Here is a 26,420-nt window from a genome sequence, read left to right on the forward strand (position 1 = left end):
TCAGGCGCGACGGCCGGCTATCGCGATGATCGTGTAGGACAGTTCGACGAAGGACGGGTCGTCGAGGCGAGCGGCGAGGGCCATCAGGTCCGCGGCATCGTGATGGCCGGTGCGGGTGCGCAATTCGGCCAGTTGGGTCAGGGTGGCTCGCCAGAATCGGTCGACCGGGCCGCCCGCGCCGATCACGAGGGTGGCCGGGGCGAGCATGAGGTCGGTGAAGCCCAAGGCGGACAATGCTTGTGGCAGGGTGCGAGCCCACTGTAGGTCTGTGCCGACTGTTCGCGACAACGTGTCCTCGACCACGCCCATCACGCGTCGGTACTGCGCGTCCGGCGAAGCGGCGGAGGTCGATACCGCGTCTTCGATGACGAGCCAGCCGCCGGGCGCGACCCATTCCGCCAGTCGCGGCAGCACCTCATCACGCTCGGGTAGATGCTCCAGCACCGATCGCACATGCACCAGGTCGAAGGAACCCGCAGGGAAGTCATCGGTTCGCATATCGTGTTGCCGGACTTCGGCATTCGCACCCAGGTCGACGAGAAAGCGAGTGTCGAGGTCGGTCGCCACCAGCCGCCCCGCCGGGCATCGCCGGGCGAGCCACCGCGCGATCGATCCCGCCCCGGCACCGAGCTCGGTGCACCGCCAGTCGGCGCCTACTTCGATCCGCTCGAGCAGCGCAATGGTGTGCGGGTCGGCAATGGCTTCCAGGGCCGATAGTCGTTCCAGTTCGGCCTTTTCCTGCTGGGCCAGCACCCGGCGGTATCCGTCGCGGGGCGGTATGGACTCCGAACTCGGTCTTGTCGAATCACCCATGGCTGCACCACCTTCGCAACCATCGTTACGACCTAGTGGTCGAATCGTCAACGCTCGGCGGGCGGGCCACCGCGGAGCAGGGAGGCCGCTGCGGCGAGGAGGGCCATGCCTGCCGCAGCGGCGAAGACGATGGTGAGGCCGTGGTGGAAGGGGGCGGAGATCAGATTGGGGAAGAAGGTGTCGCCGGTGATCGTGTCCCGGTCGGCCGGTGAGAGGGAGTCGAGGACGCCGGTGGGGCCGAGCAGGGTTTGCATCGGGTTGGCGCCGAGGAAGGCGGTGAAGACGGTCGAGACCGGTGGTAGCGACGCGGCGTGGGCGGCAGCGGCTGCTGGAACGCCTTGGGCGCGTAGGCCGGTGGCCAAGGTCTCGGGTAGTCGGCTGGCCAAACCTGCGATGAGCAGGGAGAAGAAGATGCCGATCGACAGTGACATGCCCGAGTTCTGGAAGGTGGCGCGCATCCCGGAGGCGGCGCCGCGGTGTTCGGGCGGCACGGCGCTCATGATCGCGGAGGTGTTGGGTGCGGAGAACATGCCCGACCCGATGCCGTTGAGCAAGATCAGCAGCGCGAACGCCCAATAGGGGAAGTTCAGTGGTAGCAGCAGCAATCCGATGAAACTCGCCGCGAAGACGAGCAGTCCACCGGTGGTGAAGTACAGCACGCCGTACCGATCGGACAGGTAGCCGCACAGCGGTCCCGCGAGCAGGAACCCGACCATGAGCGGCAGCAGGAAGATCCCCGCCCACAACGGCGTATCGGCGTAGTCGTAGCCGTGCAGCGGCAGCCAGATGCCCTGCAGCCAGATGATCAGCATGAATTGCATCCCGCCGCGGGCGATCGAGGCCAGCAGTGCCGCAAGGTTTCCCGCCGTGAAGGCGCGGCTGCGGAACAGTGCCAGCCGCACCATCGGCTGCGCCACTCGCGATTCGATGAGGACGAAAACCGCCAGCAGTGCCACCCCGCCGATCAGCCCGCCGAGCACCGTGGGTCTGGTCCAGCCCATCGGGTGCCCGCCGTAGGGCTGGATGCCGTAGGTGATGGCGATCAGCAGAATCCCGAGGCCCACCGCGAAAGTCGTGTTCCCCCACCAGTCGATCCGCGCCGGGTGACGGGCGGAGACCTCACGCAGGCTGCGGTACGCCCAAATGGTGCCGATGATCCCGAACGGCACATTGATCCAGAACACCGCCCGCCAATCCCACACGGACAGAATCCCGCCCAGTACGAGTCCGATGAATTGCCCTGCCAGCGCGGCGATCTGATTGACTCCCAGCGCCGTGCCACGCTGACTCGCCGGGAAGGCGTCGGTCAGGATCGCCGCCGAGTTCGCCATCAGCATGGATCCGCCGATGGCCTGAACGAGCCGCCACACGATGAGCCATATCGCCCCGGCCGTGCCCAGCGCCGGGTCCAGCGACAGCGCGACGGAGGCGAGCGTGAAGATCACGAACCCGAGGTTGTAGATCCGCACCCGCCCGACAATGTCGCCCAACCGCCCGAGCGTCACCACGAGCACCGCCGTGACCAGCAGGTATCCCATGATGATCCACAGCAGATAGCTGATGTTCCCCGCCGCGAACGGATCGAGGTGAATACCGCGGAAGATCGCCGGCAGCGAGATGATCACGATGGACGCGTCGACCGTCGCCATGAACATACCGAGCGTCGTGTTCGACAATGCCACCCATTTATAGCGGTCCGGACGCGCACTGCCGGGCTCGGCCGGCATCCCGGAAGGTGGCATGACGGGTGTTGCGGGCCGGTTGGACATTTCGGCTCATCCTTTCCGGCAGAGATATCGCGGCGACCGGATGCCGTTGCGGCCCGGTCGCCGTCATCAGATGCTCTGCGCCAATCTTTCGAGAAGCGGTCCCGCCGCGCTGAGGTGACCGATCTCCTCGGGTGTGAAGCCGTTCGCGAGTGCCTGGGCCAGTAACTGGGTCTGCGCATCGCGCTTGTCGCGCAACGCTTGCAGGCCGGCCTCGGTGATGGAGACCCGCGCGCACCGCCCGTCCTGCGGGTCGGGTTGCCGCCCGACCAGGCCGCGGTTCTCGAGCCCGCCGACCGTCGTCCCCATCGACTGCGGACTGATCTGCTCGAGCCTGGCCAGAGTGGCCGTGGTGGCCGGGCCACCACGATCGAGTCGCCCGAGCAACGACCGTTCGGGCAGGGTCAGCCCGCCGTCGGACTGCGCCTGCCGCAGTCGCCGCACCACCAGGCCGATACCACCCCGCAGCCCCGCGGCGACGTCCCGGAGGTCGGGCGCCTCGTTACTCATGATTAGAAGGCTAGACTGATAAGTTTGACTTGCAAAGTCCCAGACCGCGGACCACCATCAACCCCACGGCGACCGTCGCGGTCGCGACCGCGACGAATACAACCTGCGGCCGATCCAGAGTGTTGTCACCAGCCAGCAGATAGCACGCGATATTGATCAACCAATGCCCGATCGCCGCGGTCAGCACCCGCTGACGGAAACTTCCGATGCTCAGGTATCCGAGCACGATGGCCAAAGCCACGGCCGAGACGAAGAAGCAGACTCCGGTTACCGGACCCGCCGTGAATGCCTGGACATGCCACAGCGCCCACGTCGTCCCGGTCACCAAAATCGCTGCGCCCCTCGCCATTCGAGATTCCAGCACCGGCTGCAAGAAACCCCGCCAACCGATCTCCTCACCACAAGCACCGATCAGTTGGAGCACCACGAACACAACGAACGGCACACCGCCGACAGCTACGGCACCAACCAGGGCAGTACCCGACACAACAGCCGCGAGCGTGACCAACACCCAGAACAACACGCACACAAAGACGGTCACGAGCACATTCACACCGACTCGCCGCCAGGAAACCGATACGGGCAGCAGCCGAGAAACGGTATTCCGGAACGCCAGCCACGTCGCCAGCGCACCCAACGCCGGACCGAACTGAACAAGCGACAACACATCCGGATCGATCCCCGAAAGCGGCTGCACCGCAAGCAACAAAACCGACGCAACAAGGGTGGACAGCACGTAAACCGCGACCGCCGCCCAAACCCTCCCCGCAGCCGGTGACTCCGCTCCCCCGGCCGACGTGTTGCTTACATGAACGAGCCTGCTGCGCATGCAAATTACTCTGTCGGCCAACACCCGCTCGAGCATCACTCCAAGGTCTGATCGACCAGTAGCTCCGGAGTACTAGACCCCAGACAGAGACCGCAGCATCCATCGAAGGTTGCCTGCCACAGCACTAACCGCCATAGAGCCGAATGAAGTCCTGGGTCGGATCGACAGCAGGCACCGTATAGCTCGACGAACTCCCGTCGACGTGAGTCTCCTCGACGTAGTGAGCGGGTTCCGCAGGCAGATGGCGCCACCGCGCGCGCGGATCATCAACCTGCTCCCGGTGCCTGTTCAACGACATGATGCCCCCTCCGGAATCGTGTCACCACATGCTACCCGCAGTTACACACCCGGACAGGTATGCGCTGCGGCAAAGGCCAAGCCAGGCTGTTAGTTCCAGGCAACTGGTGTCGGGCCTGAGTCGCGGCGATAGTCCCCCGCCGACCGCGTCCGCCTGTACCTCGCCGCAAGGCCACCGCAACCAGCACGCGAGATGTGATCGGTGCCATGCCCGCTTCGCCGGACCACCCTGGACCTGCCGAATAAGCTCAGGATCGGGAGGGGGTCATGGCGGTCGGTAAAAGGCGGGCTGTTGTCGCTTCAGAGGTACAGGAAATTCTGAACTACTTTGGGCAGTGCCCGATCTGCGGCCATCCCGCCCGTGCATGGCACATCAGGGCGGAGTTCGATGACAATCGTGTCAGCAGCCAAGACGTCGCTGAGTGCGGCGGCTGGTGTGGTTGGAAGGGGCCGGTACAGCCTGTCGCGATGACGGACGGCGCGCTGGTACTTACGAAGCAGCATAAGGCGATCGGACCGCGAGTCCCGGGCCTGCCCTCCGCTGAGGTTCGGCGGGCCGGCGTCGATTAGTCGGCCGGTTGCGGCGAAACGATGGATACGGTCGTCGGCTGGCTGATTTCCGGCTGGACATCCGGGATCAGGAGGTGACCCGCAAAACCACCGACCAGGAAGAGCCCGATGACGATGGCTGCGATTTTCGAATTGATTCGGCGGGGCTGCTGAACGGCGAACAGGCCGAAGTTCTTTACTGAGCCACGTGTCTGGTCGTACATGGTTCCTCCAAGCTTCTGGGCCGCCCCGGCGCGGTGGTTCCACACCGTCGAATACCCAATGCCCCTCTCCGACTGTGTTTTCGGAGTTCGAGACGTCAACGCGAATTACGCACCTAGTAGTAGCACGCCGACACGAGTCGATCCATAGGTGAGCCGCGCCACAATCGGCCCCGCCCGATCCCGAATATGACCCGCAGGACAGCCCTTTCGTAGACCCTCGACAAATCGCCACCGACAATCGACGGTCCGATTCGGAGAATCACACCAACGAACAGGCGATTTCGCCAGGCACGACCCCGCCCGCGTGTGCACGCTGTCACCATGAGATCTCGGACACGCTCCCGACGTGCCGAACGCTTCCCACATCCGGGATCCCACCCGCCGGCCAGCCCGCGACCTGTAGGTTCGTGCCGAAAGTTGGGATCGGTAGGAGGCACCCGCGCCATCTACTTACCCCATGACATCTTCTCAACACCCCACCAACCAACCGCAATCCACCGGCTTGGACAAAAAGACCAGCGCGATCCTGTCCTACGCGCTGGGCTGGCTCACCGGAATCATCTTCCTATTTGTGGGAAGAAACGACCCCGATGTGAAATTCCATGCCTCACAATCGATCGTCTTCTTCGGGGCGGTCTCGGTGGTCAATATCGTTCTGAGCATCGTCGGCTCGCTCCTCGGAGCCCTGGGGATCATCTTCAGCCTCGCCGGACTCGCAGTCGCAGTCTTCGCGGTCGTCGTCTGGATCATGGCCATGATCCAAGCCAACAACACAGGCGGTGTCCGCACAGAACTTCCCATCATCGGAAAATTCATTGCCCCTTACGCCGATCGGTTGGCCAACTCGGTCAAGTAGCGGCGTACCCGAAGTCCCCAGCCGGACTTCGTAATCGATGATCCCGTCGGCACCCCTGCACGACGCCCAGATGCGATAGCCCGACGTTCAACGGCCCGAGGTCACTCGGGCCGTTGGCGCCCGCTCGGAACATCCGGAACTGCCGAATTGAGTGCGGTTCAGTGTGGTGCCGAGGCTTCGATCGCCTGCTTCATCTCAGTAATGCCGAACTCGGTGCGGAGGCGGATCTCGGGCGCAGCGGTTTCGGGCAGGATGTCGGTGATCCAAACCAGCCGCCCCCGCTCGCCCTCGTCCTGAACCTCGAACGAGGCATGGTGGTAGTCCAGTGGGGGCCGGGCGCCCTCCACGACGGCGTATGCCAACCGGCGTGACCGATCGTCGATAGTGATGATCAGTTCCCGGATCACGTGTCCATCGGGGAATGTCAGGAATCGTTCGTCTCCGTCGATCCGGGTGGCGGCGACTCGACCGGGCAGCAGGCGCTCGTGCACAGCGGCGACGTCACGGATGACGTCCCAAATATGTTGTGGCGAAGCATTGATCAGGATTTCGTGGCGGACGGATGCCATAGCGTCGAGAACTCCACCCTTCTCGGGACAGGACAGGGCCGACCTGTCCACACCACACGCACTATGCCGACTTCAGATTGCATCGGTCAGCAGCGAATCAGATTATGAAACCATGACAGAGAACGAGCAACTGCTGGCACGAGTTGCAGCAGCGGCCCGCCCGACCCGCACCTCGGATCGGACTGCTCTACCCGAACCCGTGGACACGGAGACACTCTCGCGCGCCGAGGCCAGCCTCGGCTTCTCGCTCCCCCCACTGCTCGCAGCGATCTACCTGCGCATCGGAGACGGTGGATTCGGCCCCGAGTACGGACTGCTACCACTGCTGGACAATCCACCGGACAGCGAGCCCGCGGCCGTCACCCAGTACCTCGCCAACCGTGACGGCCACCGGGATCCCGACTGGCCATGGCCCGAGGGAGTTCTACCGATATCCCACTGGGGCTGCGCAATGTATGCCTGTGTGGACTGCCTGACGCCGGGAGCCCCGGTCCTGCTTTTCGAACCGAACGCGGGCGATCCCGACAGCGCATGGTATGTAGACGCCCCGAGCCTGGCCGACTGGCTGAACGCCTGGATCGACGGAACAGGCTGGTACAACAGAACTCTCGACGAACCCGACATGCTCCCCTGGACAGACTTCCGTGCCCGCACCAGCCGCGCGTCGGAATAAGCAGCCCTACCGCAGACGAGGCGCTCGGACCGGCATCCGCCCATGCCGATGACCAAGTGGCACCTGACCCGTCCAGAAATCGTGCCGAACGCCGTGCACTCGCGTCTGAGAGGATTTTCACCCGGGCTAGTGGCAATGTCGCCGTTACGCTGGCGATGCAGCAGCAATGGGAAGGGGAGCCATGGCCAAGGAATTCTCGCGTCTGGATGGGCCCTTGCGGCAGTTCATCGAGGCGCAGGCGATGTTCTTCGTCGCTACCGCGCCCTCGGAGGGTGGGCGAGTCAGCCTCTCACCCAAGGGATATCAGGATACTTTCGCCGTTCTCGATGATCACACCGTCGCGTATCTCGATCTGTTCGGCAGTGGAGTCGAGACGATCTCGCATTTGCGTGAGAACGGGCGGATCACCATCATGTTCTGCTCGTTCACGCGTAACTCCCGGATCCTGCGTCTATTCGGTTCAGGGCGCGTCGTGCGACCCGACGATCCCGAATTCATTACCCTGCGAACGAATTTCGGTGTCGAGCATCCGGGGATTCGTGCGGCCATCGTCGTCGACGTCGAGCGTATCGCCGACGCGTGTGGATACTCGGTCCCCTATTACGATCTCGTCGGCGAGCGGCCGGTGCTCGACGCGCACCATGCCAGACAGCCGGACGAGAAGTTCGCAGGTCGGATCGCTGGGGACAATGGCCACAGCATCGACGGGCTACCGGCTCTGGACCCCGACCACCCGGTGCCGTCCCAAGTACCGCGCTAGAGGCTGCGGCTGCGAACTACTCCGCCGCGGACGACCCGGCCACCGGAGTCATGCTGCGCGAGATCGGGATTCATCACGGACGTAGATCCACAACGCCGGTTGTGCGGCCGCCCAGGTCTGGGATGTGTCCAGGTGCGGGGCTGGTAGGCCGCGGCGGCGGATCATGAACTCGGCGATCACCAGGTTGGGCAGCCAGCACAGGAACGGCAGCGGATCATCCAGGCCTGATGGGAGGCGATGTCGCGTCGGCGGACCGCGCGGTAGGCATGCCATCCGGTCCACATCCAGAACAGCGCGAGGGCGCCGAATCCGAAGAAACCCCGTTCGGCATCGATTGTGCCGCCGATACCCCGACTCGTGGCGCTGCCCGTCGGCTAGTCGTCAGGGGAGGCGCGGCGGTTGCGTTTGGTGATGCCGCGCCGCTTCTTCGCGGCGATGCGACGTTCCTTTGCTCCGCGCGAGGGCTTGGTGGCGCGGCGGTCCGGTGGCGGGGCGGCCGCGGCGTCACGCAGTAACGCGGCGAGGCGTTCACGGGCGGCCGCGCGGTTCTGTAACTGTGCGCGTTGCTCCGATGCGGCGATCGTGAGCACCCCGTTGACCAGGCGGGTGGCCAGGCGGTCGAGCATCCGGGTGCGCAACCGCTCCGGCACGGAGGGCGAATTGGCGAGGTCGAACGACAGCTCTACCCGGCTGTCGGTGGCGTTGACGTGCTGCCCTCCCGGACCGGACGACCGTGAGAACCGCTCGCGCAACTCGGACGCGGGTATCACCAGCCCCCGAGTCACGGTGAGGTCCTCTGCCATGGTCCGACGCCGCTCTTTCCGATCCGCGAGTCGACTGGGCCACATCGGTCCAGTCGCGACTGCATGGTGACCTTGTCATTCACGATAGCGGCCACCATGTCGACGTGTGACAAGCAGGCCGTCCGCACAGTCCACGACCCCGGGTTCGAGCTGCTCGCCTGTGCGCTGTCGCGCTCAGAGCCCCTCTGCTGGTGGTTGATTGGAAGTTTTCCGCTCGGTGAGGTGGTCGATGATCGATCCGTCGTGGGGTGTTGCGAGGGTGAAATGAGTGGTGGGCGTCCCGCCGGTGAAGACATTGCGGACATTGTTCGCGGCCAGATAGGCGGTGGCCTGCTCATCCGTGCCACCGAGGATGGCGAGTGAGAGGGTGCGCCCCAGACGGTCTGGTCCTGTGTCGGGTCCCACGGGGTGGAGCACGATTGCGGGAAACGGCAGTTCTGTTGCACACAAGGGTGTTTCGGGGTCAGCGAGGGAGACCACGGGGCGCAGGGCAGCCGATCCGTCGGCGAGGTCGATCAGATGATCAGCCGGCCCGCCACCGTGCACGCTCGCGGTGAGTTCGGCGAGGCGGCGGGCCTGGTCGAGGGGGAATACCGGAACCTGTGTGGACGGGTCGTCCGGTCGGCCGATCGTGAGCCGGGCCAAACCCGTTGCGACGGTTCGGCTCAACGCGGCGGGGTCACGGACGAGGCCCGCGCTGGCGTTGAGGCACTGTCCGCCGCCACCCGCGGCGGTGGAAGTGACCAGCAGTTCGGTCAGCCGATCGTGGTCGGCGCCAGGCAATTCGAGAACTTTCGAGTTCCCCGGACCTTGGACGAGCACATCCGGCCGATTCCGGTAGCGGCGGGCGAGGTCGGGCCCGCCGTAGACCAGGGCCCGATCGGCCTCGTGCACCAGCCGATCTGCGCCGTCGTGGCCGGTCGGCAGGAGCGCGATAGTGTCCTCGGCCAAGCCGGCATCGATGAGTGCCCGCACGATTCGCGCGGGCGTGAACGGGTCACGGCGCGACGGTCGGACGATGACCTTGTAGCCGAGCGCGACCGGTTCGAACAGCGCCAGGTGCACACCCGGATGATTGGCGGGGGCCAGCACGGACATGAGCTCACCGCGGCGGTGCACGCTGACCGTGGCACGGTGGTCTCCGCCGTAGTGGCGAGCGGCCAGTTCCTCGGGAACGATCTCGATCACCTGCTGCGCCGCCGGTAGCACCTGCTGCAGAAACCCGGTGACCACCGACAACGGCGTGCCCGAAGTCGCCGCCTGCGCTCGCGCGTACGCCCCGGGTGTGAGTCCGTCGACTACTTCTTCGGCGATCCGCCGGGCCGCCTCGGCGATCACCTCCAGCCGCGTCGCCAGTGGCTGCGGACGGGCGGCACGCAATCGCTTCATGCACAGTCCGGCCAGCAGATCCGAGGCGAAGTCGAGCCGGCCGATATCCTCGCCACGCACGGTGCGGATCGGCTCACCGGTGTGAGCGGGCCGGTAGTCACCGCCGATCAGCGGGGAGATTCGATGACCGTCCATCAGTACACCCCCTCGATCACGGGTTCACCGGCGACAGGCAGGGGTTGCACATTCTGCACCAGGTCGGTGCCCTCGACCCCGGTCGAACGGATCCGGGTCGCTTCGTCGCGCTCATAGCTGACCGGCAGGAAGATCTCCGGAGTCAGTACATGGATGGCGACGAGACCGCGGTCGCCGTAGCCGACCTCTTCGCGGTTTTCATCGAGCACCGACCATGCCGTGTACGGGAAATAGGCTTGGAACGTGGGCAATTCGTATCCGGGGAGTTCGAGCGCCGATCCCATCATGGTGTTGCCGTACCCGCCGATGATCTGCGTGCCGGGAAACACCTCCCGCAACAACTCCAGGGTGTCCGGGTTCATCGAAGTGCTGCCCCACACCGCGAAACGCACCTTGTCCCGGAACAATGCGGCGACCTCCGGCCGCATCGCGAGCGCGGCGAAGATCGGCGGAGTCAGGTAGACGAGCCGCACATCCTGCGATTCGAGGATCCAATGCGCCTGCCGCACAACGTGATCGACGTACAACTCCGCGACCTCGTCATGCCCGCCCTGCAGCGCTAGGCGCACGAACCTGGGATCGACATCGATACTGAACAGCGTCAAACCGAGCCGCCTGGCAATCACCGCGTTGCTGTACCCGACGACATGCGGGCCGGTAGGCCCGAGAAACAGCATGCCCCCGTCATCGACCGGAGCCCCGAGCTCTCGCAGGCGGTCGGCCATCCACACCGATGTCTTCTCCCATTGGGTGGCATCGATGATCCGCTTCGGGGCGCCTGTGGTGCCGCCGCTCTCGAAGACCGAGGGCCGGATACCGTGCCGGCGCATCGCGCGGGGCACCAGCGCATCGACCGGCACCGATCGCCATTCCGTACTCACGTCGGGGAATCGCAGCAGGTCCGCACGCGTCCGCACCTCGCTCAGCCGGAAATCGAACGACTTCGACTTCTCGATCCAGAAGTCCGAACCCGTCTCGGACGAGAAATGAAAATCGATCGCGCGCTGCATGTGCTCGGCGTAGGAAACCGCCTCCGGCCAGTTCACCTCATCGAGGTAGCCGCGGCGTGCCTGCGTATCCGTATCCATGAAAGTCCTTCCCTCACACCCGAACCCGGCCCCGGATCACCGAAATGATCGCGGCGCCTCCATGTCCGAGCACGCTACGAGCAGACCGCTACCCTTGTCGACATGGACGTAGTGCGGATAGACCATTACAAGTGGTGGGCGATCGGCCTTGCGATCGCGCTGGTGAACAGTGATCCGGAGGTAGCCGGTACGGAAACCCTGGACTCGGCAGCGGCGGTCGACCAGCTGCTACGCGCGCACGGAGCCACCGAGGTGCAGGTCTCCGACATCGACCTGCCGCACCTGCGCCGCATCCGGCCCTATCTGCTGCAGGCCGTCCGTGATCCCGCGCCCGACCGGGCCGCGCCACTGCTCAACCACGTGGCCGCCGAGGCCGGCGCCACCCCCAGGCTCACCGACCACGACGGCCTGCCCTGGCACATCGACTTCCACACCCCCGCCAGCACCGCCTGGCGCCATATCGCCGCCGAGGCCGCCGCCGCACTCATGGGATTCCTCATCACCCGGGGCCCCGACCGCATACGCCTCTGCTCCGCCCACGACTGCCACCGCTTCTACGCCGACACCACCAAGAACAACTCGATGCGCTACTGCCCCGACCGCGGCTGCGCCAACCGCGAACGAGTCCGCCGGCACCGGCAACGTAATGGATAACCGTCCTCACCCGAGAGCAGGATCACCCGAACTCACCCCGCGCTGTGTTCCTCCGAAGAGGGTGCCGTCGTTCGCCATCGGGCTCGGTTGAGCAGGTGGCGGCCGGGGTCGGCGGCTTGTTCGGTGAGTAGAAAGGCGATGCGGTCGTTCACTGCGTCGCGGACGAGGTCGCGGGCCGTGGCGATCGTGTGATCGTCTGTGCGACCGGCCCATTGGGTCGTGTCTATCGGGTTGCCGAAGGCGAAGTAGAAACGCTCCGGCCGTGGCAGCGGGGTGGGGCCGATCCCCCGGGGGATCGGCGGGATGATGTCCCACCGTCCGCCGAACCGCTCGACGAGGCCACGGATCGGAGCCAAGGTGGGATGGTCGGCGTCGAACAGAATGTCATAGCTGTCTTCCGCACCGACCGCGCCGAAAGGCACGATGGGACAGCCCGCTTCGATGGCGAGGCGCGCGAAACCGGTGCGCTGCTGCCAGATCAGCTGGTATTTCTCGTTCTTTCGTTTGGCGACTTCGCGTCCGCCGCCGGGATAGACCAGAACGGCCTCACCGGCGGCGAGCAGCGCCCGGCAATTGTCGCGGGTGCCGCGGGCGGCTCCGGCGCGCGTGAGCAATTCGCGCCAGCCGGGGATCAGATAGTGGACGTGGTCGGCCAATCCGCGGACGAACCGGCCACGTTCGCGGTAGATCTGCTCGATCATCAGCGGGGCGTCGAGCAGGCCGAAGGTGGTGTGATTACCGACCAGCAGTACCGCGCCCGAGGCCGGGATGTTCTCGAGGCCATGGAACCGCGGATCGGTCAGGAACCGCCACGGCGCCAGCGCCCGCCTCAGCGTGTCCACATCGGCAGCACCGGGACGGTGCGCGATCCGGGCGTGGTCACTGAGTTGTCCCGGATTCTGCTGCTGGTCGACACTATTCACTTGAATTTCCTTCTGCGCGGTATCAGTTGAAGGCGAGGAGAGCCCGGCTGTCGTCGACGGCAGCATGCTCGGGCAACGATTCGTCGGCTCGGGCCGCTCGGATCCGGTCATATTGTTCCGCCGGGGTGAGCTTTCCGTAGTGGGCGCGGGCTTCCTCGGGTGTCCAGACCGTAGGGTCCTTCGGTGGCACACCGCACAGGATCGGGTCGACAACAGGATAGGTCAGCGGGCTCGCCACCCGGAAGAGGAACCGTTGTGCCTCAACACTTTGCGCGATCAGCCGGAAGTAGGCCCGCAGCGTGAGAGTCGCCAGCGCACCGGTCACCGGCGATTGCCGCACCCCGCCCATCTTTCGCATCCATTGCGGCAAGGTCGAGATCGTGGCTTCCCGGAATACCGCCTGCATGAATTTGGCGACCGGCCACAGCAGCACGGAATCGGGCAGTACCGTGTCGGCGCCGTCGAGCAGCTGCTCGATATGCTCCTGGGTTGTTTCGGTGGCCGCGAGAATCGGGCGCATGCGCGCATAGTAGGCCCGCATCTCCGCCCGGGAGCGCGGCACGTCCTCGAGATTGATGGTCTGGAATTGGGCGGCGCGTGCGCATTCGGCCCAATATCGGTCTTCCTCGTCCGGCGCGAGTTTGCCCGGCCCGAACTTCTCATAGGTGTAGAGCACCGAATGCCAGGCGGTCAGATGAATCCACAGTTGCGCTTCGGGATCGTTGGCGTCGTACCGTAATCCGCTGATCGGCTCGGTCCCGGTGATCTTCGAATGGATCTTCACCAGAATCTCCGACGCCTTCAGTACCGAGGCGCTGTCGCCGAAGGCGACGGTCGCCATGTATTGCAGAGTCCGCTCGTAGCGGAGCAAAGGCCGTTTGCTGACCGCGCCGGTATCCTTCACCGATGCCAGCAGGAACGGTTCGTACATTTCGGTGACGACCGTCCGCTGGAAGCCGATCGACATGGCGGTCGGATACCCGAATACCTTCCAGGACACCGAATCCGGACCGAAGAAGCCGTAATCCTCGTGCGGGACCACGTCATTGTGGTGGCTCATCGTCTGCCTTCCTCTCCTGCGCGGGCGCTCGGCCCGAAAACCATGGGCGCCAGCGTGCGTCGCGCGTAGGCGCGGACCGATTCGTCGGTGCGCAGGTCGATGCCCTGTGCGGTCGGCATCAGCACGCAGGCCGCGAACAGCATGGCGATGCTCTGACCGGCCTCCTCCGGGTCGAGATGTGTTGCGTGCCCATTGTTCTGGTCGAAGCGGATCTGCTCGGCGACCACCGCGCTGCCGAGTCGCAGCAGTGCCGCGTCATCGGCCATGCCGGCGGCGATGAGCCGGTCCGGTTCCAGCGCCGCGGTCCGCGCGATGACCGGATGCTCACGCGCCATCCGCATACAGGCGACAAAGCCCTCCACCAACCGGTCCGCCGGATTGTCGAGCCCCTCGACAGCGTGCACGACGGTGTCGGCCATCCGCTTCCCCTCACGCATGGTGACCGCCTCGATCACCCCGTCGAGGTCACCGAAGCGCCGATACACCGTCGCCCGATTCACCGCCGCCCGCCGCGCGATCGCATCGATCCGCACTCGCGAGACCCCCACCGAAGCCGCCTCCACCAGCGCGGCGTCGAGAATCCGCTCCCGGGTCCGATCGGTGTCCTCGTCCACACTGCCGAGAATCCCGGCCGCCAGAAGAGCGGCGATGCTCTGCTTCATACGCCCCACCGTAAGCCCGACCATGCAACAAGTGCAACACTTGCAGCCCAATCTGTTGCTTTCGGCCGAACCGACCACAGCTTGATCGAAGCGGCCTACGCACACCCACACGTACAAATGCTGTCCCGCTCATCAGCATGAGCAGGACTCTGCACCTGAGCCGCTGCACGCGGCACTCGGTCAGTGGTGGTGCGGGAGCTGGCCGTTGCCGTGGCACGCGGCCGACGGGGTTGGGGCCACGTCCAGGGCCGGGTTGCGGTCGAAGAAACCCACCGGCTTCAGCCAGAAGTTCACGGTGTCGACGGGCATGATCGGCCAATCCTCCGGTCGGGGAATGTGGTGGATGCCGAAGACGTACCAGAGGACCACATCGGTGTTCTCGATGGAACGATCGGCGGCGGTCCACTCGGGTAGGCCGAGGCCGCCGCCGCTCTGGGTGACGAATTCGCCTGCGGGCCAGCGCTCCTCGGGCGAGTTCGGTGTCACCCACAAGGTGTGTTCGATGGCGCCGCAGCGGGCCAGGATCGGTGAATCCGGTGCGAACATGGATGGAATCGCACCGCCCGGAACCACTTTGTAGGCCGGTGCTACGCCGAGGCCGGTGCGCACATTGTCGTTGACGACCTTCCAGGCCCGCTGCGTGGCGAAGTTCATATCCTGCTTGCCTTCCGCCTCGGTGCGCAAGGGAGTGTTCTTCTGCCGCAAAGACAATCCGTACGGATTGTCGGGACCTATCGGCACGATCTCGGTTTCGGTTACATAGACGGTGTTTTCGGTGCCGTCGATATCCATGTCCAGGCGGGCGACCAGAAAGTGCTGATGGAACGGCGCGTAGGTGCGTTCGTCGACAAGAGTCCCGTGCGGGTGTCCGTCACCCGCCGGGAAGTGGCTGACCACCATGATCCCCGTGGCCCGCACCTCGCATTCGATGCTGCCGTCCTGATGCAGCCGCCAGTACACGAGGTACTCGTAGTTGGCGACGGTGACATGGAAGGAGATGGTGAGCCGCCGCATCCGCCGCACCTCGGCCCCGTCGTGGTGGTCGACGTGCTTCCACAGGACGGCATTGTCTTCCTCGTGGATGCAGATGGCGTTCGCGATCGTGAACGACTCCCCCGCTGAATTGTGCAATTCCGCATCGAGATACCGGATTTCGCCGAGGCAGTCGCAGCCCAGGGACAGCGAGGTGGTCATGAAACCGATGCCCCACTCACCGATATCGAAGGCCGTCCGCCGGTAGTGGTCGACGCAGTGATCACGGTAGGGCACGAACAACTCGGCGAACGACATGCGATGCGCCACGGACCGCACCCGGCCGCCATCGTTGTAGGTCACCTGATGCAGCGTCATGCCCTCGCGGTGATTGAATCCGATGCGCAGCGACCAGTTCTGCCACTGCAGCAGGTGCCCGTCGAGCGTGAACGAGGGACCCTCCGGCTGCGTAATGTTCAAGGGCCGCAAAGTTTCCCGGACACTGGCGCGCCGAATCCGTTCGGGGATGTGGCGGGGCACGTACTCCCCCATGATCGACGGGGTCTCGACGGTGAAACTGTCCTCGATCTCGAGCAGCTCCATCGTGTTCATATCGATCAGGCAGTGAAACCCGTTGACCGGCCCCGCATAAGGATTCGCGCCCGCCTGGGACCGCACCCAGGCATCCGACCAGCCCAGCCGCCGGTCGCGATACTTCTCCGGCATGACGACCGCACCGTAGGTCCAGGTGTCCATGAACACCAGGCTCAGATCGGTGATGCCCCGCCGGGCGAGCGCGGCGATCACGTCCGGATGCGCGCGCAGCGCCGCATCGGATTCCTCCCACTCGTCGATCGTGAAGTTGGCCTGCACATCCGGAATATGCGTCCAGGACACCACCGCATCCGCACTCAACGACACGTCCGCCTTGTACGTCCGATTACTCGCCCGCTCGAAGCACACCACCAGCGCCCGCCGCTCCGGCACGACACCGTCGCGATCGAAGGCCGCCACCGCCGCTTTCGAGGGCTCGACCAGCTCGATGGACGCATACCGCCAGCCCGCTCCCACACCGTGTTCCCGGCCGAGTACCCGCACCACGGCCCGGAACTCCTCGGACGCCAACGGATCGAGCGGATGAAAGTTGTCGCCCACAGCGGTCTCCTGCCTGCTCGTCTGACTTCGCGAATCCCCATGGTGCGCCCACCTCCCGCGCATGCCAGACGATACGGCTAATCCCCCGCGAACTCAGCCCACGGCCTCAGTGTTCATCCGGAATCCAATGCCCGTGGATGCCGGCCGGGACATGCTGCGGCAGCTCGACTGCGGCGATGGGTTCCTTGGACAGGTCACCGGCATCGAGGACGAGCAGCTGGGACGCACCCGCAGCGAGATCACTCACGATGGTGAGCAGATAGCCGTCGTCCTCGCTGGTAGCCCCCGCCGCGGGCGCGAAGACCGCCTCGCCCGGCATGCGCGACTCACCGTGCGCGAACAGTTGCCGCTCACCGGAGCGGGTGTCGAACTTGACCGTGTGATAACCGCTGAGGCCCGCGCCGGGGAAGGCCACCGCGTAGCTGTAGCGATTGGACGCACCCGTGAAGTCATCGTTGATGGCGGGGAATTCGATCACCAGATCGTCGAGCGCCTCCTCGGTGACGCTACGGGTGGCCGGATCCAGGATCCAGCGGTGGAAGGTGGTGCCGGTGCCCGGAGTGTCCGGGTAGCCGGGCGCGCCGACCCACCACTTCCACGAGGTCTCCCACGCCGAGCGATCGAAACGCGGGCACTCCAGCACGATTCGTCCCCGCGCATCCACATACGAATTCGCGACATGCAGGATCGCACCCGGGCTGTCGACATCGAACCAGACCACCTCGCCGTCGCCGTGCCGCGGCAGCACACCGAGCCGGAACTGCACATCGTCATGCCACCGGTAAGGGATGCCGGAGGTTTCGGCGAAGTCGGCCACCACGGGAGAATGCAGGAAGATCGCATGCTCACCGGTGATCGCGAAATCGTGCATGAGCGAGGGACCCGCACCCTCGACCGGAGTCGCCCGGATGATCTCCCCCGCGGCGTCGGCCACGTAGTAGATCAGGTACGGCGGAAACGGGCTGTAGGAGAAGAAGTGCAGTTCACCGGTGATCGGATCCACCTTCGGATGCGCGGTCATGGAATTGGTCAGCTTGCCGCCGAAGTCGTAGGCGCCCACCGTCTCCAGTTCACCGGTCACCTCCCACGGCAGGTTGGCCTCCTGCAGCGCGAGGTAGCGGCCGCCGTGGAAGATGATGCTGGTCGCGGCGGCGCTGACCTCGAGTTCGGTGCCGGTGAACGGAACCCCGTCCAGGTAAGGCGTTTTCACCCAGCGATTGCGGTACCACTCGGCGCGGCCGCCGCTCAGCCGGATGCCGTGCAGCATGCCGGCGCCGCGGAACCAATGCGTGGGCGTCACACCGGGCTTGGGATTGTGGCCATTGCGGAAGTAGCGGCCGTCCAGCTCCGGCGGCAGCGTCCCGTGCACGGTCAGCTCGAAGGCGGTGAGCTCCTCGGCGGTCGGCGCGTAGTGGCCGGAGATGAAGGGCTTCGTCTGTTCAACCATGCGACCAGCCTCGCAATCGCACGGGTCTGCTCGCGTCGGTAGTTTTCACCTATCCGGGCATGCGGCAGATGTTTTCATCCGCAATGATCGGGGGGTGAACGAGTTGGTCGGACGGCAGAGCGAATCGGCGCAGCTGCTCGCATTGCTGGACGGCGCACGGCAAGCGCAGGGCGGCGCGGTGGTGGTGCGCGGCGAACCCGGTATCGGCAAGAGCGCCCTGCTCGGCGGGCTGGCGGCGGCCGGCGCCGACTTCCTGATCGTGCGGGCCTCGGGCGTGGAATTCGAGACGGACCTGCCGTATTCGGCCCTGCACCAGCTGTGCCTGCCCCTGCTGGACAATCTGGCAGCGCTGCCCGCGCCACACGGCCAGGCCTTGCGCATCGCCTTCGGCATGGAAACCGGGACCCCGGACCCGTTCCTGGCCGGGGTCGCCACGCTGGGCCTGCTGCTGGAGAGCGATCGCCCACTGCTGTGTCTCGTGGACGATGTGCAGTGGCTCGACGACGCATCGGCCCGAGCCCTGGCTTTCGCGGCCCGGCGCATTGCCGCCGAACGAGTGGCCATGGTCTTCGCCGCCCGCGAGAGCGCCACCGAACTCGACCGGCTCCCCCAGCTGAATGTCGAGCGGCTCAACGAGACCCATGCCCGCGCCCTCCTGGCCCGCGAAATCCGCGCCCCGCTCGACGAACGCGTCCGCGACCGCATTCTCGCCGAGGCCCGCGGAAACCCCTTGGCCCTGTTGGAATTGCCCCGCACCGCGGATCCCGCCAGCCTCGCCGGCGGCTACGACCTGCCCGCGCCGCTGGCCGCCGAACGCAGCTTCCGCACTCGCCTGCAAGCACTTTCGCCCGAGGTGCGACTGCTGCTGACCGTGGCCGCCGCGGAGCCCATCGGCGATCCGGGCCTGTTGTGGCGGGCCGCCGCGCTGCTGGGCGTCGAAAACGCCGCCACCGCGGACCTGCCGCTGGTCGAGTTCGATACCCGGGTCCGTTTCGTCCATCCGGTCGCGCGTTCCGCCGTCTACCAGGCGGCCACCGAAGCCGAGCGACGGCAGGCGCACGCCGCCCTCGCCCGCGTCAGCGACCCGGTCACCGACCCCGACCGCGTCGCCTGGCACCGCGCCAGGGCCGCCACCGGACCCGACGAGGACGTGGCCACCGCCCTCGCCCGATCCGCGGCACGAGCCCAGGCCCGCGGCGGTGTGGCCGCGGCCGCCGCATTCCTCGAACGAGCCGCGGCCCTGACACTCGAACCCGCACGCCGCACGGATCGGACACTGGCAGCGGCGGAAGCCAAACTCTCCGTGGGCGATTTCGACACCGCCGCCGAACTGCTCTCCACCGTCGATCCCGAGGATCCGCGCGTCGACCTGCTGCGTGGCCGGATCTCCTTCACCCGCTTCCGCGGCGACGACCGGCCGACCGACCATCTGCTCCGCGCCGCCGCCAAGCTGGCCGAGCACGAACCCGCCCGGGCGCGCGAATGCTATGTGGACGCAATCGAAATGGCGACCCTCACCGGCGACCGCGAGACGGTCATCGCCGCCGCGCGCACGGCGCCACCACCGCCCGGCGAACACCGCGGCGCGGATGTCCTGCTGGACGGCATGGTGGCCCTCGCCGTCGAAGGGCATCGCGCGGCCGCAAAGCTGTTGCGCCCCATCGTCGCCGACAGCACCGACGACGTCTGGGCACGCTGGCCCACGCTCGGCTACCTGCTCGCCCTCGAGCTGTGGGACGGCGACGCGATGCACGCCATCGCGTCGAGGGTCATCGCCTCCGGCCGCGAATCCGGCTCCTTCCACGCGCTGCCGATCGGTCTGGCCATGCTCGCCGCCGGCACCGCCCACTTCGGCGACTTCGGCGCGGCCAAAGAACTGATCTCGGAAGAGGAAGCCATAGCGGAGGCCACCGGCGCGGCCCCGCTCGTCTACCCGCGCATCCACGTGGCAGCGCTGCGCGGCCACCGCGGCGAGGCCGAGGAACTCTTCGCCGATATCGGCCCGCAGATGACGCTCAGCGTCCAATACGCCACGGCCCTCCTGAACAATGCCCTCACCGATTACCCCGCGGCCCAGCAGGCCGCCGAGCGTGCCGTCGCCTTCGGCGATCTGGGTCTCGCGGGCCAAGCGCTACCCGAACTGGTCGAGGCCGCCACCCGCACCGGCGACACAGCCACCGCCCGATCCGCGCTCACCGCACTCTCCGAACGTGCCGGTGCCGGCGGAAAACCGTGGGGTTCCGGCGTCGAGGCCTACGCCACCGCACTACTCGACGAGGACGAGGACGCGTACCGCCGCGCCATCGACATCCTGCAACCCACCCGATTCGCCATCTGGCACGGCCGCGCCCGCCTCGTCTACGGCGAATGGCTCCGCCGCCAGGGCCGCCGCCGTGAGGCCCGGACCGAACTGCGCGCCGCCCATACCCTGCTCTCCGCCCTGGGCGCAGCCGGATTCGCGAACCGCGCCGCCACCGAACTCAAGGCGACCGGCGAGCACGCTCGCCCGCGTTCCACCCCGGCCACCGACGCTCTCACCGTCCAGGAAGTTCACATAGCCCGTCTGGTCGCCGAGGGCGCCACTTCCAAAGAGGTCGCCGCCACCCTGTTCCTGAGCCCCCGCACCGTAGATGCCCACCTGCGCAATATCTTCCGAAAACTGGGCATCACGTCCCGCCGCCAACTCCGCACCCTCCCGGCCATCCAATGACCCGGTTCACCTCCTAGCGCGCCTTCCGGCAGCGTCGCCTCCAGGTGAAGGAAACTATCCGGTCCGATAGGCTCACCGGCTTGTGACCGATCGAGATCCCGAACCGGCACTGCGGCTTCCGGATGACAACGGGCACGAAGTGAGCAGTCTGGTACCGCGCCGCGCCACCTGGTTCGAACTGTTCGGCGATCTGGTGTTCGTGGCAGCGATCGGCCAGATCACGCATCGCGTCGGCACCCACCCGACCCCCGGTTCGATCGCCGCGGCCGCCGGGCTGTTCGTACCAGTGTGGTGGGCCTGGGTGCTCTACGCCGTGCAAGCCAATCGCGCCGATCGGGATACGGTCGCACACCGGCTCATCGCCATGGCGGGACTCACGGGGGTCGTCGCCATGGCGGTCTTCGCCGGTGCGGTCGGCCGGACGGCGGGCGCGGACGCGGGGTTCGTATTCGGATATCTCTGTGCCCGTGCGGGTGTCGCCGCGCTGTATGCCTGGGATGCACGGGGCGAGCAGGCGCTGCGACCGGTGTTCCGCAACTTCACCCGCGGCTCACTGATCGGCGCCGCCGGCTGGCTGGGCGGCCTGTTCCTGCTGCACGGCGCGGCACGATACGGAGTATGGGCAGCGGCAATGGTTTTCGAACTGCTGCTCCCGCTGATCGTGGGCCGCTCCCTGACGCGGGTGGCACACGAGGCCGATCATCTGCGGGAGCGGTTCGGCGCGTTCACGATCATCGTGCTGGGTGAATCGGTGACCGGCTTCACCGGCGGCCTGACGCAGGCCCGCTCGCTCCTGTCCGCCGGACTCACCGGCATCGCCGCCTTCGGCGTGATCGCCTGCCTGTGGTGGACCTACTTCAATGCCAGCGGCACCCGCCCCGGCGCGCACGCCGCCCTGGACCACGGCGGAAAGCTGCTGCACGCCTACACCTTCGGGCACCTGCCCCTGCAGCTGGGTCTCGCCCTGACCGGAGCGTCGATCGGAATCGCGGTCTCCAACGGCGGCAGACACCTCAATGACACGGCGGCGGCCTGCATTCTCGGCGGTGTGGCGATCTTCCTCGCCGCCAGCGCCCTGACGCGGGGCGCGTTCCTCGGCTTCACCGAAGCCGTTGTGCTGCACCGCCTGATCACGGCCCTGCTCATCCTGGCCCTGCTGCCGGCGACCCCTTACCTCCCGGTCGCCCTCGTCCTCACCGCGCTCGCCGCGCTACTGGCAACGAGCGTCATCCTCGAATCCCCGGCCCATCGCCGATGGCAGCGCGCCGCCTGACTCGCCGGAGTCAGGGGCCGGAGTGGCCGATCACCTCGCGGGCGAGTTCGCGGTACTGTTCGGCGCCGCGGGACGTCGGGGCCCAGGTGGTGATGGGTTCACCGGCGACACTGGCGTCGGGAAAGCGGACAGTGCGGGAAATGACCGTGCGATAGAGCTTGTCGCCGAAGGCGTCGGCGACGCGAGCCATCACCTGGCGGGAGTGCAGCAGCCGGGAGTCGAACATGGTGACGACGATGCCCCAGAGGTTCAGGCGCGGGTTGAGCCGGTCGCGGACCTTGTCCATGGTGTCGGTGAGCAGCGCCAGCCCGCGCAGGGAGAAGAATTCGCACTCCATCGGGATGATGACGCCGTCGGCGCAGGCGAGGGCGTTCACGGTGAGCAGGCTCAGCGACGGCTGGCAGTCGATGAGGATGTAGTCGTAGCGGTCGCGGATCGGATCCAGCACCCGGGCCAGGGAGTGTTCCCTCGAATACTCGTTGACCAGCTGAATCTCGGCCGCGGACAAGTCGATATTGCTCGGCAGCAGATCCATATTGCCGACGCCGGTCGGCACCAGCACCTCGTCGATGGGCGGCGCCTGCTTGCCGAGCAGGTCGTAGATCGTGAGGGTCAGATCGTGGTGCGCCACCCCGAGCCCGGCCGACAGGGCGCCCTGCGGGTCGAGGTCGACCAGCAGTACCCGCTGTCCGGTTTCGGCAAGTGCGGCACCCAGATTCACCGTCGACGTGGTCTTGCCGACGCCACCTTTCTGATTGCACAAGGCGACGATCTGCGCTGCGGCCGGTGCAACTTCAGGTGTTTCCAGGTTCGCCGACATCTCGCCAGATTAGCTGGGGGTTCGCGCTGGCGATCGACAGGCCTCGATGAGTCCTTGCTCACGCCAACCGTTCCAGGTTGCCCGGCGGTGGTATTAGGGTGGGAAACCATGGACCCCAACTTCTTGTCGGTCTACAGCGATCTGGCCGCAGGATTGGTCGTGGACACCCTCTACGGCTTCTTCAGCGCCATTTCTCCGCTGGTCGGCGATGCTTTCGGAGCGGTGCAGCACCCGGAATGCCTCATCGGCACGCTGTACTCCTCCACGCCCTGCACACCCTGAGCGCATACCTCACGAGCGAAAAAGAACGCCCCCGCAGCCGATTCGACGGCTGCGGGGGCGTACTCGTATGGATCAGGCGTGCTCAGCCGCGACGACGACCGCCGCCACCGGCCCGGGAGAAACCGGACAGGCCACCGGTGCTGCCCGCAGGTGCGGCCGCACCGCCGCGCCGACCGGACTGACCGCCCGAGGTGGGACGCTGATGCCTGGTGGTCGAGGCCGAGTTCGCACCGGTGCGACCGTCCCGCTCACCACGCGACTTCTGCTGCGGTCCACCGTCATTGCGGGCCGCGCCGGCACCGCCACGGTGTAGCTCACTGCCGCCACGTCTCGGAGCGCCGCTATTGCCTTGCGCCGCACCACCGCTGCGACGCCGGGCGCCGCCCTCGCCCTGCGCGGCGGAGCCGGTGCGCTGCCGCGGGCTGCGATCGCCTTGTGCGGCACCCTCGCCGCGACGCGGCGCACCACCACCATTGCGGCGGCGCGGGGCCGCGGCCGGGCGGCGCGGCTCGTCCAGTTCCTCGCGACTCGCGCGCGACGGCGCCACCAGCGGCGCGACATCACCGACGAGCTCGGCGACCGCGGGCGAGTTGGCGTTCACCTTCTGCGGGGTGACATCGATCGCGGCCTTGCGCATGAGCGCCGCCAGGTCACGCCGCTCGGCGGGCAGCACCAGGGTGATCACGTCACCGGCATTGCCCGCGCGGGCGGTACGGCCCGAACGATGCAGGTAGGCCTTGTGATCCGCGGGCGGATCCACGTGCACGACGAGTTCCACGCCGTCCACGTGCACGCCGCGCGCGGCCACATCGGTGGCGACCAGCACGCGCGCCTTACCGGCGGCGAAGGTGGCCAGATTGCGGTCACGGGCGGCCTGGGAGAGGTTGCCGTGCAGGTCCACCGCGGGAATTCCGGCGACGGTCAGCTGCTTGGCGAGCCGGCGGGCCTGATGCTTGGTGCGCGTGAACAGGATTCGCCGTCCGGTGCCGGAGGCGAGCTTCTCGATGATTTCACGCTTGGGCTCGACGCCCGATGCTTCGAAGACGTGGTGGGTCATGGCCGCGACCGGTGAGGTCGCCTCGTCCACGGAATGCCGCACGGCCTGCGGCAGGAACCGCTTGACCAGCTTGTCGACGCCATTGTCCAGCGTCGCCGAGAACAGCAGCCGCTGACCATCGGACGGAGTGGCCGCCAGAATGCGGGTGACGCCGGGCAGGAAGCCGAGGTCGGCCATGTGGTCGGCCTCGTCGATGACGGTGATCTCGACCGCGTCGAGGCTGATCGCGCCCTGCTTCATGAGGTCTTCGAGCCGCCCGGGGCAGGCGACGACGATATCGACGCCGTTCTTCAGCGCCCGCACCTGACGGTTCTGCGGCACACCACCGAAGATCGTGGTGACGGTCATGCGGTACGCGGAGGCCAGCGGCTCCAGCGCGGCCGCGATCTGGGTGGCCAGTTCGCGGGTCGGCGCGAGCACCAGCCCGGCCGGGCGCTTCGGGATCCGTGCCCCGGCGAGCTCTCCGGACAGCCGCTCCACCATGGGGATCGAGAAGGCCAGCGTCTTACCGCTGCCGGTCCGCCCGCGGCCCAGCACATCCCGTCCGGCCAGCGAATCCCGCAGGGTGGAGGTCTGGATCGGGAACGGCTCGGTGATTCCGGCCCTGGTCAGGGTGCGGACGAGGGGTTCGCGCACGCCGAGCGCGGCGAATGAAGGAGAAGCTGAATTCATAGGTATTGCAGTGCCTTTCGGGCAGGGGGTGCCCGACCGGTGCGCGGACTTCGGGTCCGCGCCGAGGGCACGTGTGGCGAGATTGCCGATGGGCAAAATCGATCGCCGTTAGAAATGCGTTGCCACGCAGCTGGGGCTGGTCGCGAAATGATTGCGATCTACGACGCAGGCGCGAGCATGCTCAGCGCCGCAATCAAGGATAGCTGACGATCTCAGTCCCGCACACCGGGGGTCGGTTTGCCACCGAATCGCCACCGCGCGACGCGCCAATCACGGCGTTTTCCCACGCGAGGCGGGACGCCGCGGGCAGGATGGAACATGCCGCGCGGTCTGGCCGCGCGCGTTTCTCGCCCTGTTCAGCGCTGCATTTCTTCGACGTATCAGCACGCAGGAAATCGTCCGCAACACAGGAGGAACGAAAAACCATGCGAACCATTCGAATTCGCCGGCGCGGCGCGACCCTCGCTCTGACCGCCGTGGCGGGGTGCGTGGCCCTGGGGTTCACCGCGGCTCCTGCGCTGGCCGACAATGCCATCGACGTCACGAATGTGGCGTCCGACGCGGTCGCCGTCGGATACAGCTGCGATGCCGGCTCGGGCGCGACCAGCGTGCAGGTCATGGTCGGCGAGCCCACCGCGGCGGGTCCCTCGGCAACGGGCGGGCAGAACGGCCTCACCTGTGACGGCTCCCAGCACACCGCGACCGTCGTGCTGACCACCACCGCGGGTGGGTCGCCGCTGCAGGCCGGTCAGCAGGTGCAGATCCGCGCCGCGCTGGTCGATCAGAACGACAATGTGGTGACCGGTCAGAACAAGCTGGTCAGCCTGGCGTGATCGGCTCGCCCGATCCGGCGTGATCGGCGTGGGCGTTCGCGTTGCCGCTCAGTGTTCGCGTTGCGGTAGTTGCGCGAGCGCCCATTGCGCCCACTCCTGATTCATGGCGAACATGCGCTCACCCCACTCCAGGGCGATCCTCCCGTAGCGGGAGAAGTCGTCGTCGTTCCAGTCGATGGATTCCTTCAGCGCGTTCAGTTCGGCGAGGGACTTGGCAGCGGTCTCCTCGATGCCGGCCAGGTATTCGTGGGCGGCCGCCGGCGACAGCTCGCCGAGGAAGAACACGCGCAGCAGCATCTCGTTGCGGGTGCGCGGCTTCGGTTTGGTGGTCTCCAGCCAGGTGCGCAGGCTTTCGTGGCCCGCGTCGGTGATCGTGTACTCCTTGCGCCCGCGCGGGCCCTCGTCGGTGACGGCGATCAGCGCGTCGTCGGCGAGCTTGGTGAGCTCGGTGTAGATCTGGCTCTGGGTGGCAGGCCACACGTTCCCCAGTGACTCCTTGAACCGACCCAGCAGGTCGTAGCCGCTGGCGGGTTTGGAAGACAGCAGTCCCAGCAGCGCGTATCGGAGGCTCATACCCCTGAGTCTACATTCCAGTATTGACATGTCGAGAACTGAGGTTCAAGCTTCGACATGTCAGAA

At 66.6% G+C, this 26,420-nt stretch carries 26 protein-coding genes; 8 read left to right on the forward strand and 18 right to left on the reverse strand.

Annotation, left to right across the window (positions count from 1 at the left end; genetic code table 11):
• The 5 genes from ACIP5Y_RS47070 to ACIP5Y_RS47090 form a co-directional block, all read right to left on the reverse strand.
• The gene (locus tag ACIP5Y_RS47070; RefSeq protein ID WP_400360351.1) at nucleotides 1–813 is read right to left on the reverse strand and encodes a class I SAM-dependent methyltransferase; all 813 of its coding nucleotides are present in this window, start codon (nucleotides 811–813) and stop codon (nucleotides 1–3) included.
• 47 nt (nucleotides 814–860) lie between these two features.
• Nucleotides 861–2,540: an MFS transporter gene (locus ACIP5Y_RS47075; RefSeq protein ID WP_400360493.1), complete on the reverse strand. Its 1,680-nt coding sequence runs from the start codon at nucleotides 2,538–2,540 to the stop codon at nucleotides 861–863.
• Nucleotides 2,541–2,648: 108 nt separating this feature from the next.
• The gene (locus ACIP5Y_RS47080) at nucleotides 2,649–3,089 is read right to left on the reverse strand and encodes a MarR family winged helix-turn-helix transcriptional regulator (protein ID WP_400360352.1); all 441 of its coding nucleotides are present in this window, start codon (nucleotides 3,087–3,089) and stop codon (nucleotides 2,649–2,651) included.
• Between the two features lie 10 nt (nucleotides 3,090–3,099).
• Nucleotides 3,100–3,918 (reverse strand): CPBP family intramembrane glutamic endopeptidase, encoded by an 819-nt coding sequence (locus ACIP5Y_RS47085; RefSeq protein WP_400360353.1) that lies wholly within the window; start codon nucleotides 3,916–3,918, stop codon nucleotides 3,100–3,102.
• Between the two features lie 863 nt (nucleotides 3,919–4,781).
• On the reverse strand, nucleotides 4,782–4,988 hold the full coding sequence (locus tag ACIP5Y_RS47090) for a hypothetical protein (RefSeq protein ID WP_400360354.1): 207 nt from the start codon (nucleotides 4,986–4,988) through the stop codon (nucleotides 4,782–4,784).
• A gap of 457 nt (nucleotides 4,989–5,445) precedes the next feature.
• Between ACIP5Y_RS47090 and ACIP5Y_RS47095 the strand changes: the two genes are divergently transcribed.
• Nucleotides 5,446–5,844: a DUF4870 domain-containing protein gene (locus ACIP5Y_RS47095; protein ID WP_400360355.1), complete on the forward strand. Its 399-nt coding sequence runs from the start codon at nucleotides 5,446–5,448 to the stop codon at nucleotides 5,842–5,844.
• A 158-nt stretch (nucleotides 5,845–6,002) separates the two neighbouring features.
• Here the strand turns inward: ACIP5Y_RS47095 and ACIP5Y_RS47100 are convergent, their stop codons facing one another.
• On the reverse strand, nucleotides 6,003–6,413 hold the full coding sequence (locus tag ACIP5Y_RS47100) for an SRPBCC family protein (protein WP_400360356.1): 411 nt from the start codon (nucleotides 6,411–6,413) through the stop codon (nucleotides 6,003–6,005).
• Nucleotides 6,414–6,525: 112 nt separating this feature from the next.
• Between ACIP5Y_RS47100 and ACIP5Y_RS47105 the strand changes: the two genes are divergently transcribed.
• Together ACIP5Y_RS47105 and ACIP5Y_RS47110 are read left to right on the forward strand one after the other, a co-directional pair.
• Nucleotides 6,526–7,086, forward strand: coding sequence for an SMI1/KNR4 family protein (locus ACIP5Y_RS47105; RefSeq protein WP_400360357.1), 561 nt, complete (start codon nucleotides 6,526–6,528; stop codon nucleotides 7,084–7,086).
• Between the two features lie 181 nt (nucleotides 7,087–7,267).
• On the forward strand, nucleotides 7,268–7,846 hold the full coding sequence (locus ACIP5Y_RS47110) for a pyridoxamine 5'-phosphate oxidase family protein (protein ID WP_400360358.1): 579 nt from the start codon (nucleotides 7,268–7,270) through the stop codon (nucleotides 7,844–7,846).
• A gap of 176 nt (nucleotides 7,847–8,022) precedes the next feature.
• Here ACIP5Y_RS47110 and ACIP5Y_RS47115 read toward each other — a convergent pair whose 3' ends face one another.
• From ACIP5Y_RS47115 to ACIP5Y_RS47130, 4 genes are all read right to left on the reverse strand, one after another.
• Entirely contained in the window at nucleotides 8,023–8,193 is a 171-nt protein-coding gene (locus ACIP5Y_RS47115) for a DUF2306 domain-containing protein (protein WP_400360494.1), read from the reverse strand.
• Nucleotides 8,194–8,220: 27 nt separating this feature from the next.
• Nucleotides 8,221–8,649 carry an alternative ribosome rescue aminoacyl-tRNA hydrolase ArfB gene (gene arfB, locus ACIP5Y_RS47120; RefSeq protein ID WP_400360359.1) on the reverse strand — a complete coding sequence of 143 codons (429 nt, stop codon included), beginning with the start codon at nucleotides 8,647–8,649 and terminating at the stop codon, nucleotides 8,221–8,223.
• A 174-nt stretch (nucleotides 8,650–8,823) separates the two neighbouring features.
• Nucleotides 8,824–10,173 (reverse strand): aldehyde dehydrogenase family protein, encoded by a 1,350-nt coding sequence (locus ACIP5Y_RS47125; protein WP_400360360.1) that lies wholly within the window; start codon nucleotides 10,171–10,173, stop codon nucleotides 8,824–8,826.
• Nucleotides 10,173–11,261 (reverse strand): AMP-binding protein, encoded by a 1,089-nt coding sequence (locus ACIP5Y_RS47130; RefSeq protein ID WP_400360361.1) that lies wholly within the window; start codon nucleotides 11,259–11,261, stop codon nucleotides 10,173–10,175. Before ACIP5Y_RS47130 ends, ACIP5Y_RS47125 begins: the two co-directional genes overlap by 1 nt.
• 102 nt (nucleotides 11,262–11,363) lie before the next feature.
• Between ACIP5Y_RS47130 and ACIP5Y_RS47135 the strand changes: the two genes are divergently transcribed.
• Nucleotides 11,364–11,915, forward strand: a complete 552-nt coding sequence (locus tag ACIP5Y_RS47135) for a CGNR zinc finger domain-containing protein (protein ID WP_400360362.1) — start codon at nucleotides 11,364–11,366, stop codon at nucleotides 11,913–11,915.
• 32 nt (nucleotides 11,916–11,947) lie between these two features.
• Here ACIP5Y_RS47135 and ACIP5Y_RS47140 read toward each other — a convergent pair whose 3' ends face one another.
• The 5 genes from ACIP5Y_RS47140 to ACIP5Y_RS47160 all read right to left on the reverse strand — a co-directional run bounded on the left by ACIP5Y_RS47140 (nucleotide 11,948) and on the right by ACIP5Y_RS47160 (nucleotide 18,134).
• Nucleotides 11,948–12,838 (reverse strand): lysophospholipid acyltransferase family protein, encoded by an 891-nt coding sequence (locus ACIP5Y_RS47140; protein ID WP_400360363.1) that lies wholly within the window; start codon nucleotides 12,836–12,838, stop codon nucleotides 11,948–11,950.
• Between the two features lie 22 nt (nucleotides 12,839–12,860).
• Entirely contained in the window at nucleotides 12,861–13,898 is a 1,038-nt protein-coding gene (locus ACIP5Y_RS47145; protein ID WP_400360364.1) for an oxygenase MpaB family protein, read from the reverse strand.
• On the reverse strand, nucleotides 13,895–14,560 hold the full coding sequence (locus ACIP5Y_RS47150) for a TetR/AcrR family transcriptional regulator (RefSeq protein ID WP_400360365.1): 666 nt from the start codon (nucleotides 14,558–14,560) through the stop codon (nucleotides 13,895–13,897). Before ACIP5Y_RS47150 ends, ACIP5Y_RS47145 begins: the two co-directional genes overlap by 4 nt.
• Before the next feature lie 180 nt (nucleotides 14,561–14,740).
• Nucleotides 14,741–16,687, reverse strand: a complete 1,947-nt coding sequence (locus ACIP5Y_RS47155) for a primary-amine oxidase (RefSeq protein WP_400360366.1) — start codon at nucleotides 16,685–16,687, stop codon at nucleotides 14,741–14,743.
• 106 nt (nucleotides 16,688–16,793) lie between these two features.
• Nucleotides 16,794–18,134, reverse strand: a complete 1,341-nt coding sequence (locus ACIP5Y_RS47160) for a carotenoid oxygenase family protein (protein WP_400360367.1) — start codon at nucleotides 18,132–18,134, stop codon at nucleotides 16,794–16,796.
• Between the two features lie 94 nt (nucleotides 18,135–18,228).
• On the opposite strand from ACIP5Y_RS47160, the gene ACIP5Y_RS47165 reads away from it, so the two are divergent.
• Together ACIP5Y_RS47165 and ACIP5Y_RS47170 are read left to right on the forward strand one after the other, a co-directional pair.
• Nucleotides 18,229–20,844, forward strand: a complete 2,616-nt coding sequence (locus tag ACIP5Y_RS47165) for an AAA family ATPase (RefSeq protein ID WP_400360368.1) — start codon at nucleotides 18,229–18,231, stop codon at nucleotides 20,842–20,844.
• A gap of 82 nt (nucleotides 20,845–20,926) precedes the next feature.
• Complete coding sequence (locus ACIP5Y_RS47170; protein WP_400360369.1) at nucleotides 20,927–22,117, forward strand: low temperature requirement protein A; 1,191 nt, start codon at nucleotides 20,927–20,929, stop codon at nucleotides 22,115–22,117.
• Between the two features lie 10 nt (nucleotides 22,118–22,127).
• Here ACIP5Y_RS47170 and ACIP5Y_RS47175 read toward each other — a convergent pair whose 3' ends face one another.
• Nucleotides 22,128–22,937, reverse strand: a complete 810-nt coding sequence (locus ACIP5Y_RS47175) for a ParA family protein (protein WP_400360370.1) — start codon at nucleotides 22,935–22,937, stop codon at nucleotides 22,128–22,130.
• Between the two features lie 108 nt (nucleotides 22,938–23,045).
• Here ACIP5Y_RS47175 and ACIP5Y_RS47180 point away from each other — a divergent pair, with 108 nt between their 5' ends.
• A complete protein-coding gene (locus ACIP5Y_RS47180) occupies nucleotides 23,046–23,219 on the forward strand; it encodes a hypothetical protein (RefSeq protein ID WP_400360371.1) in 174 nt (57 codons plus the stop codon).
• Between the two features lie 82 nt (nucleotides 23,220–23,301).
• Here the strand turns inward: ACIP5Y_RS47180 and ACIP5Y_RS47185 are convergent, their stop codons facing one another.
• Nucleotides 23,302–24,948 (reverse strand): DEAD/DEAH box helicase, encoded by a 1,647-nt coding sequence (locus tag ACIP5Y_RS47185; protein WP_400360372.1) that lies wholly within the window; start codon nucleotides 24,946–24,948, stop codon nucleotides 23,302–23,304.
• A gap of 425 nt (nucleotides 24,949–25,373) precedes the next feature.
• On the opposite strand from ACIP5Y_RS47185, the gene ACIP5Y_RS47190 reads away from it, so the two are divergent.
• Nucleotides 25,374–25,781, forward strand: coding sequence for a hypothetical protein (locus tag ACIP5Y_RS47190; protein ID WP_400360373.1), 408 nt, complete (start codon nucleotides 25,374–25,376; stop codon nucleotides 25,779–25,781).
• Between the two features lie 48 nt (nucleotides 25,782–25,829).
• On the opposite strand, the gene ACIP5Y_RS47195 is transcribed toward ACIP5Y_RS47190, so the two are convergent.
• The gene (locus tag ACIP5Y_RS47195) at nucleotides 25,830–26,354 is read right to left on the reverse strand and encodes a PadR family transcriptional regulator (protein ID WP_400360374.1); all 525 of its coding nucleotides are present in this window, start codon (nucleotides 26,352–26,354) and stop codon (nucleotides 25,830–25,832) included.
• Nucleotides 26,355–26,420 lie beyond the last annotated feature (66 nt).

The organism is Nocardia sp. NPDC088792 (assembly GCF_044750615.1).
Taxonomy (GTDB): Bacteria; Actinomycetota; Actinomycetes; order Mycobacteriales; family Mycobacteriaceae; genus Nocardia.

Coding starts and splice junctions, on each gene's coding strand:
- ACIP5Y_RS47195 (WP_400360374.1), bottom strand. CDS start 26,354: ATGAGCCTCCGATACGCGCTGCTGGGACTGCTGTCTTCCAAACCCGCC.
- ACIP5Y_RS47085 (WP_400360353.1), bottom strand. CDS start 3,918: ATGCGCAGCAGGCTCGTTCATGTAAGCAACACGTCGGCCGGGGGAGCG.
- ACIP5Y_RS47180 (WP_400360371.1), top strand. CDS start 23,046: ATGGACCCCAACTTCTTGTCGGTCTACAGCGATCTGGCCGCAGGATTG.
- ACIP5Y_RS47135 (WP_400360362.1), top strand. CDS start 11,364: ATGGACGTAGTGCGGATAGACCATTACAAGTGGTGGGCGATCGGCCTT.
- ACIP5Y_RS47095 (WP_400360355.1), top strand. CDS start 5,446: ATGACATCTTCTCAACACCCCACCAACCAACCGCAATCCACCGGCTTG.
- ACIP5Y_RS47130 (WP_400360361.1), bottom strand. CDS start 11,261: ATGGATACGGATACGCAGGCACGCCGCGGCTACCTCGATGAGGTGAAC.
- ACIP5Y_RS47075 (WP_400360493.1), bottom strand. CDS start 2,540: ATGCCGGCCGAGCCCGGCAGTGCGCGTCCGGACCGCTATAAATGGGTG.
- ACIP5Y_RS47100 (WP_400360356.1), bottom strand. CDS start 6,413: ATGGCATCCGTCCGCCACGAAATCCTGATCAATGCTTCGCCACAACAT.
- arfB (WP_400360359.1), bottom strand. CDS start 8,649: ATGGCAGAGGACCTCACCGTGACTCGGGGGCTGGTGATACCCGCGTCC.
- ACIP5Y_RS47190 (WP_400360373.1), top strand. CDS start 25,374: ATGCGAACCATTCGAATTCGCCGGCGCGGCGCGACCCTCGCTCTGACC.
- ACIP5Y_RS47090 (WP_400360354.1), bottom strand. CDS start 4,988: ATGTACGACCAGACACGTGGCTCAGTAAAGAACTTCGGCCTGTTCGCC.
- ACIP5Y_RS47105 (WP_400360357.1), top strand. CDS start 6,526: ATGACAGAGAACGAGCAACTGCTGGCACGAGTTGCAGCAGCGGCCCGC.
- ACIP5Y_RS47145 (WP_400360364.1), bottom strand. CDS start 13,898: ATGAGCCACCACAATGACGTGGTCCCGCACGAGGATTACGGCTTCTTC.
- ACIP5Y_RS47125 (WP_400360360.1), bottom strand. CDS start 10,173: ATGGACGGTCATCGAATCTCCCCGCTGATCGGCGGTGACTACCGGCCC.
- ACIP5Y_RS47110 (WP_400360358.1), top strand. CDS start 7,268: ATGGCCAAGGAATTCTCGCGTCTGGATGGGCCCTTGCGGCAGTTCATC.
- ACIP5Y_RS47080 (WP_400360352.1), bottom strand. CDS start 3,089: ATGAGTAACGAGGCGCCCGACCTCCGGGACGTCGCCGCGGGGCTGCGG.
- ACIP5Y_RS47185 (WP_400360372.1), bottom strand. CDS start 24,948: ATGAATTCAGCTTCTCCTTCATTCGCCGCGCTCGGCGTGCGCGAACCC.
- ACIP5Y_RS47175 (WP_400360370.1), bottom strand. CDS start 22,937: ATGTCGGCGAACCTGGAAACACCTGAAGTTGCACCGGCCGCAGCGCAG.
- ACIP5Y_RS47160 (WP_400360367.1), bottom strand. CDS start 18,134: ATGGTTGAACAGACGAAGCCCTTCATCTCCGGCCACTACGCGCCGACC.
- ACIP5Y_RS47070 (WP_400360351.1), bottom strand. CDS start 813: ATGGGTGATTCGACAAGACCGAGTTCGGAGTCCATACCGCCCCGCGAC.
- ACIP5Y_RS47150 (WP_400360365.1), bottom strand. CDS start 14,560: ATGAAGCAGAGCATCGCCGCTCTTCTGGCGGCCGGGATTCTCGGCAGT.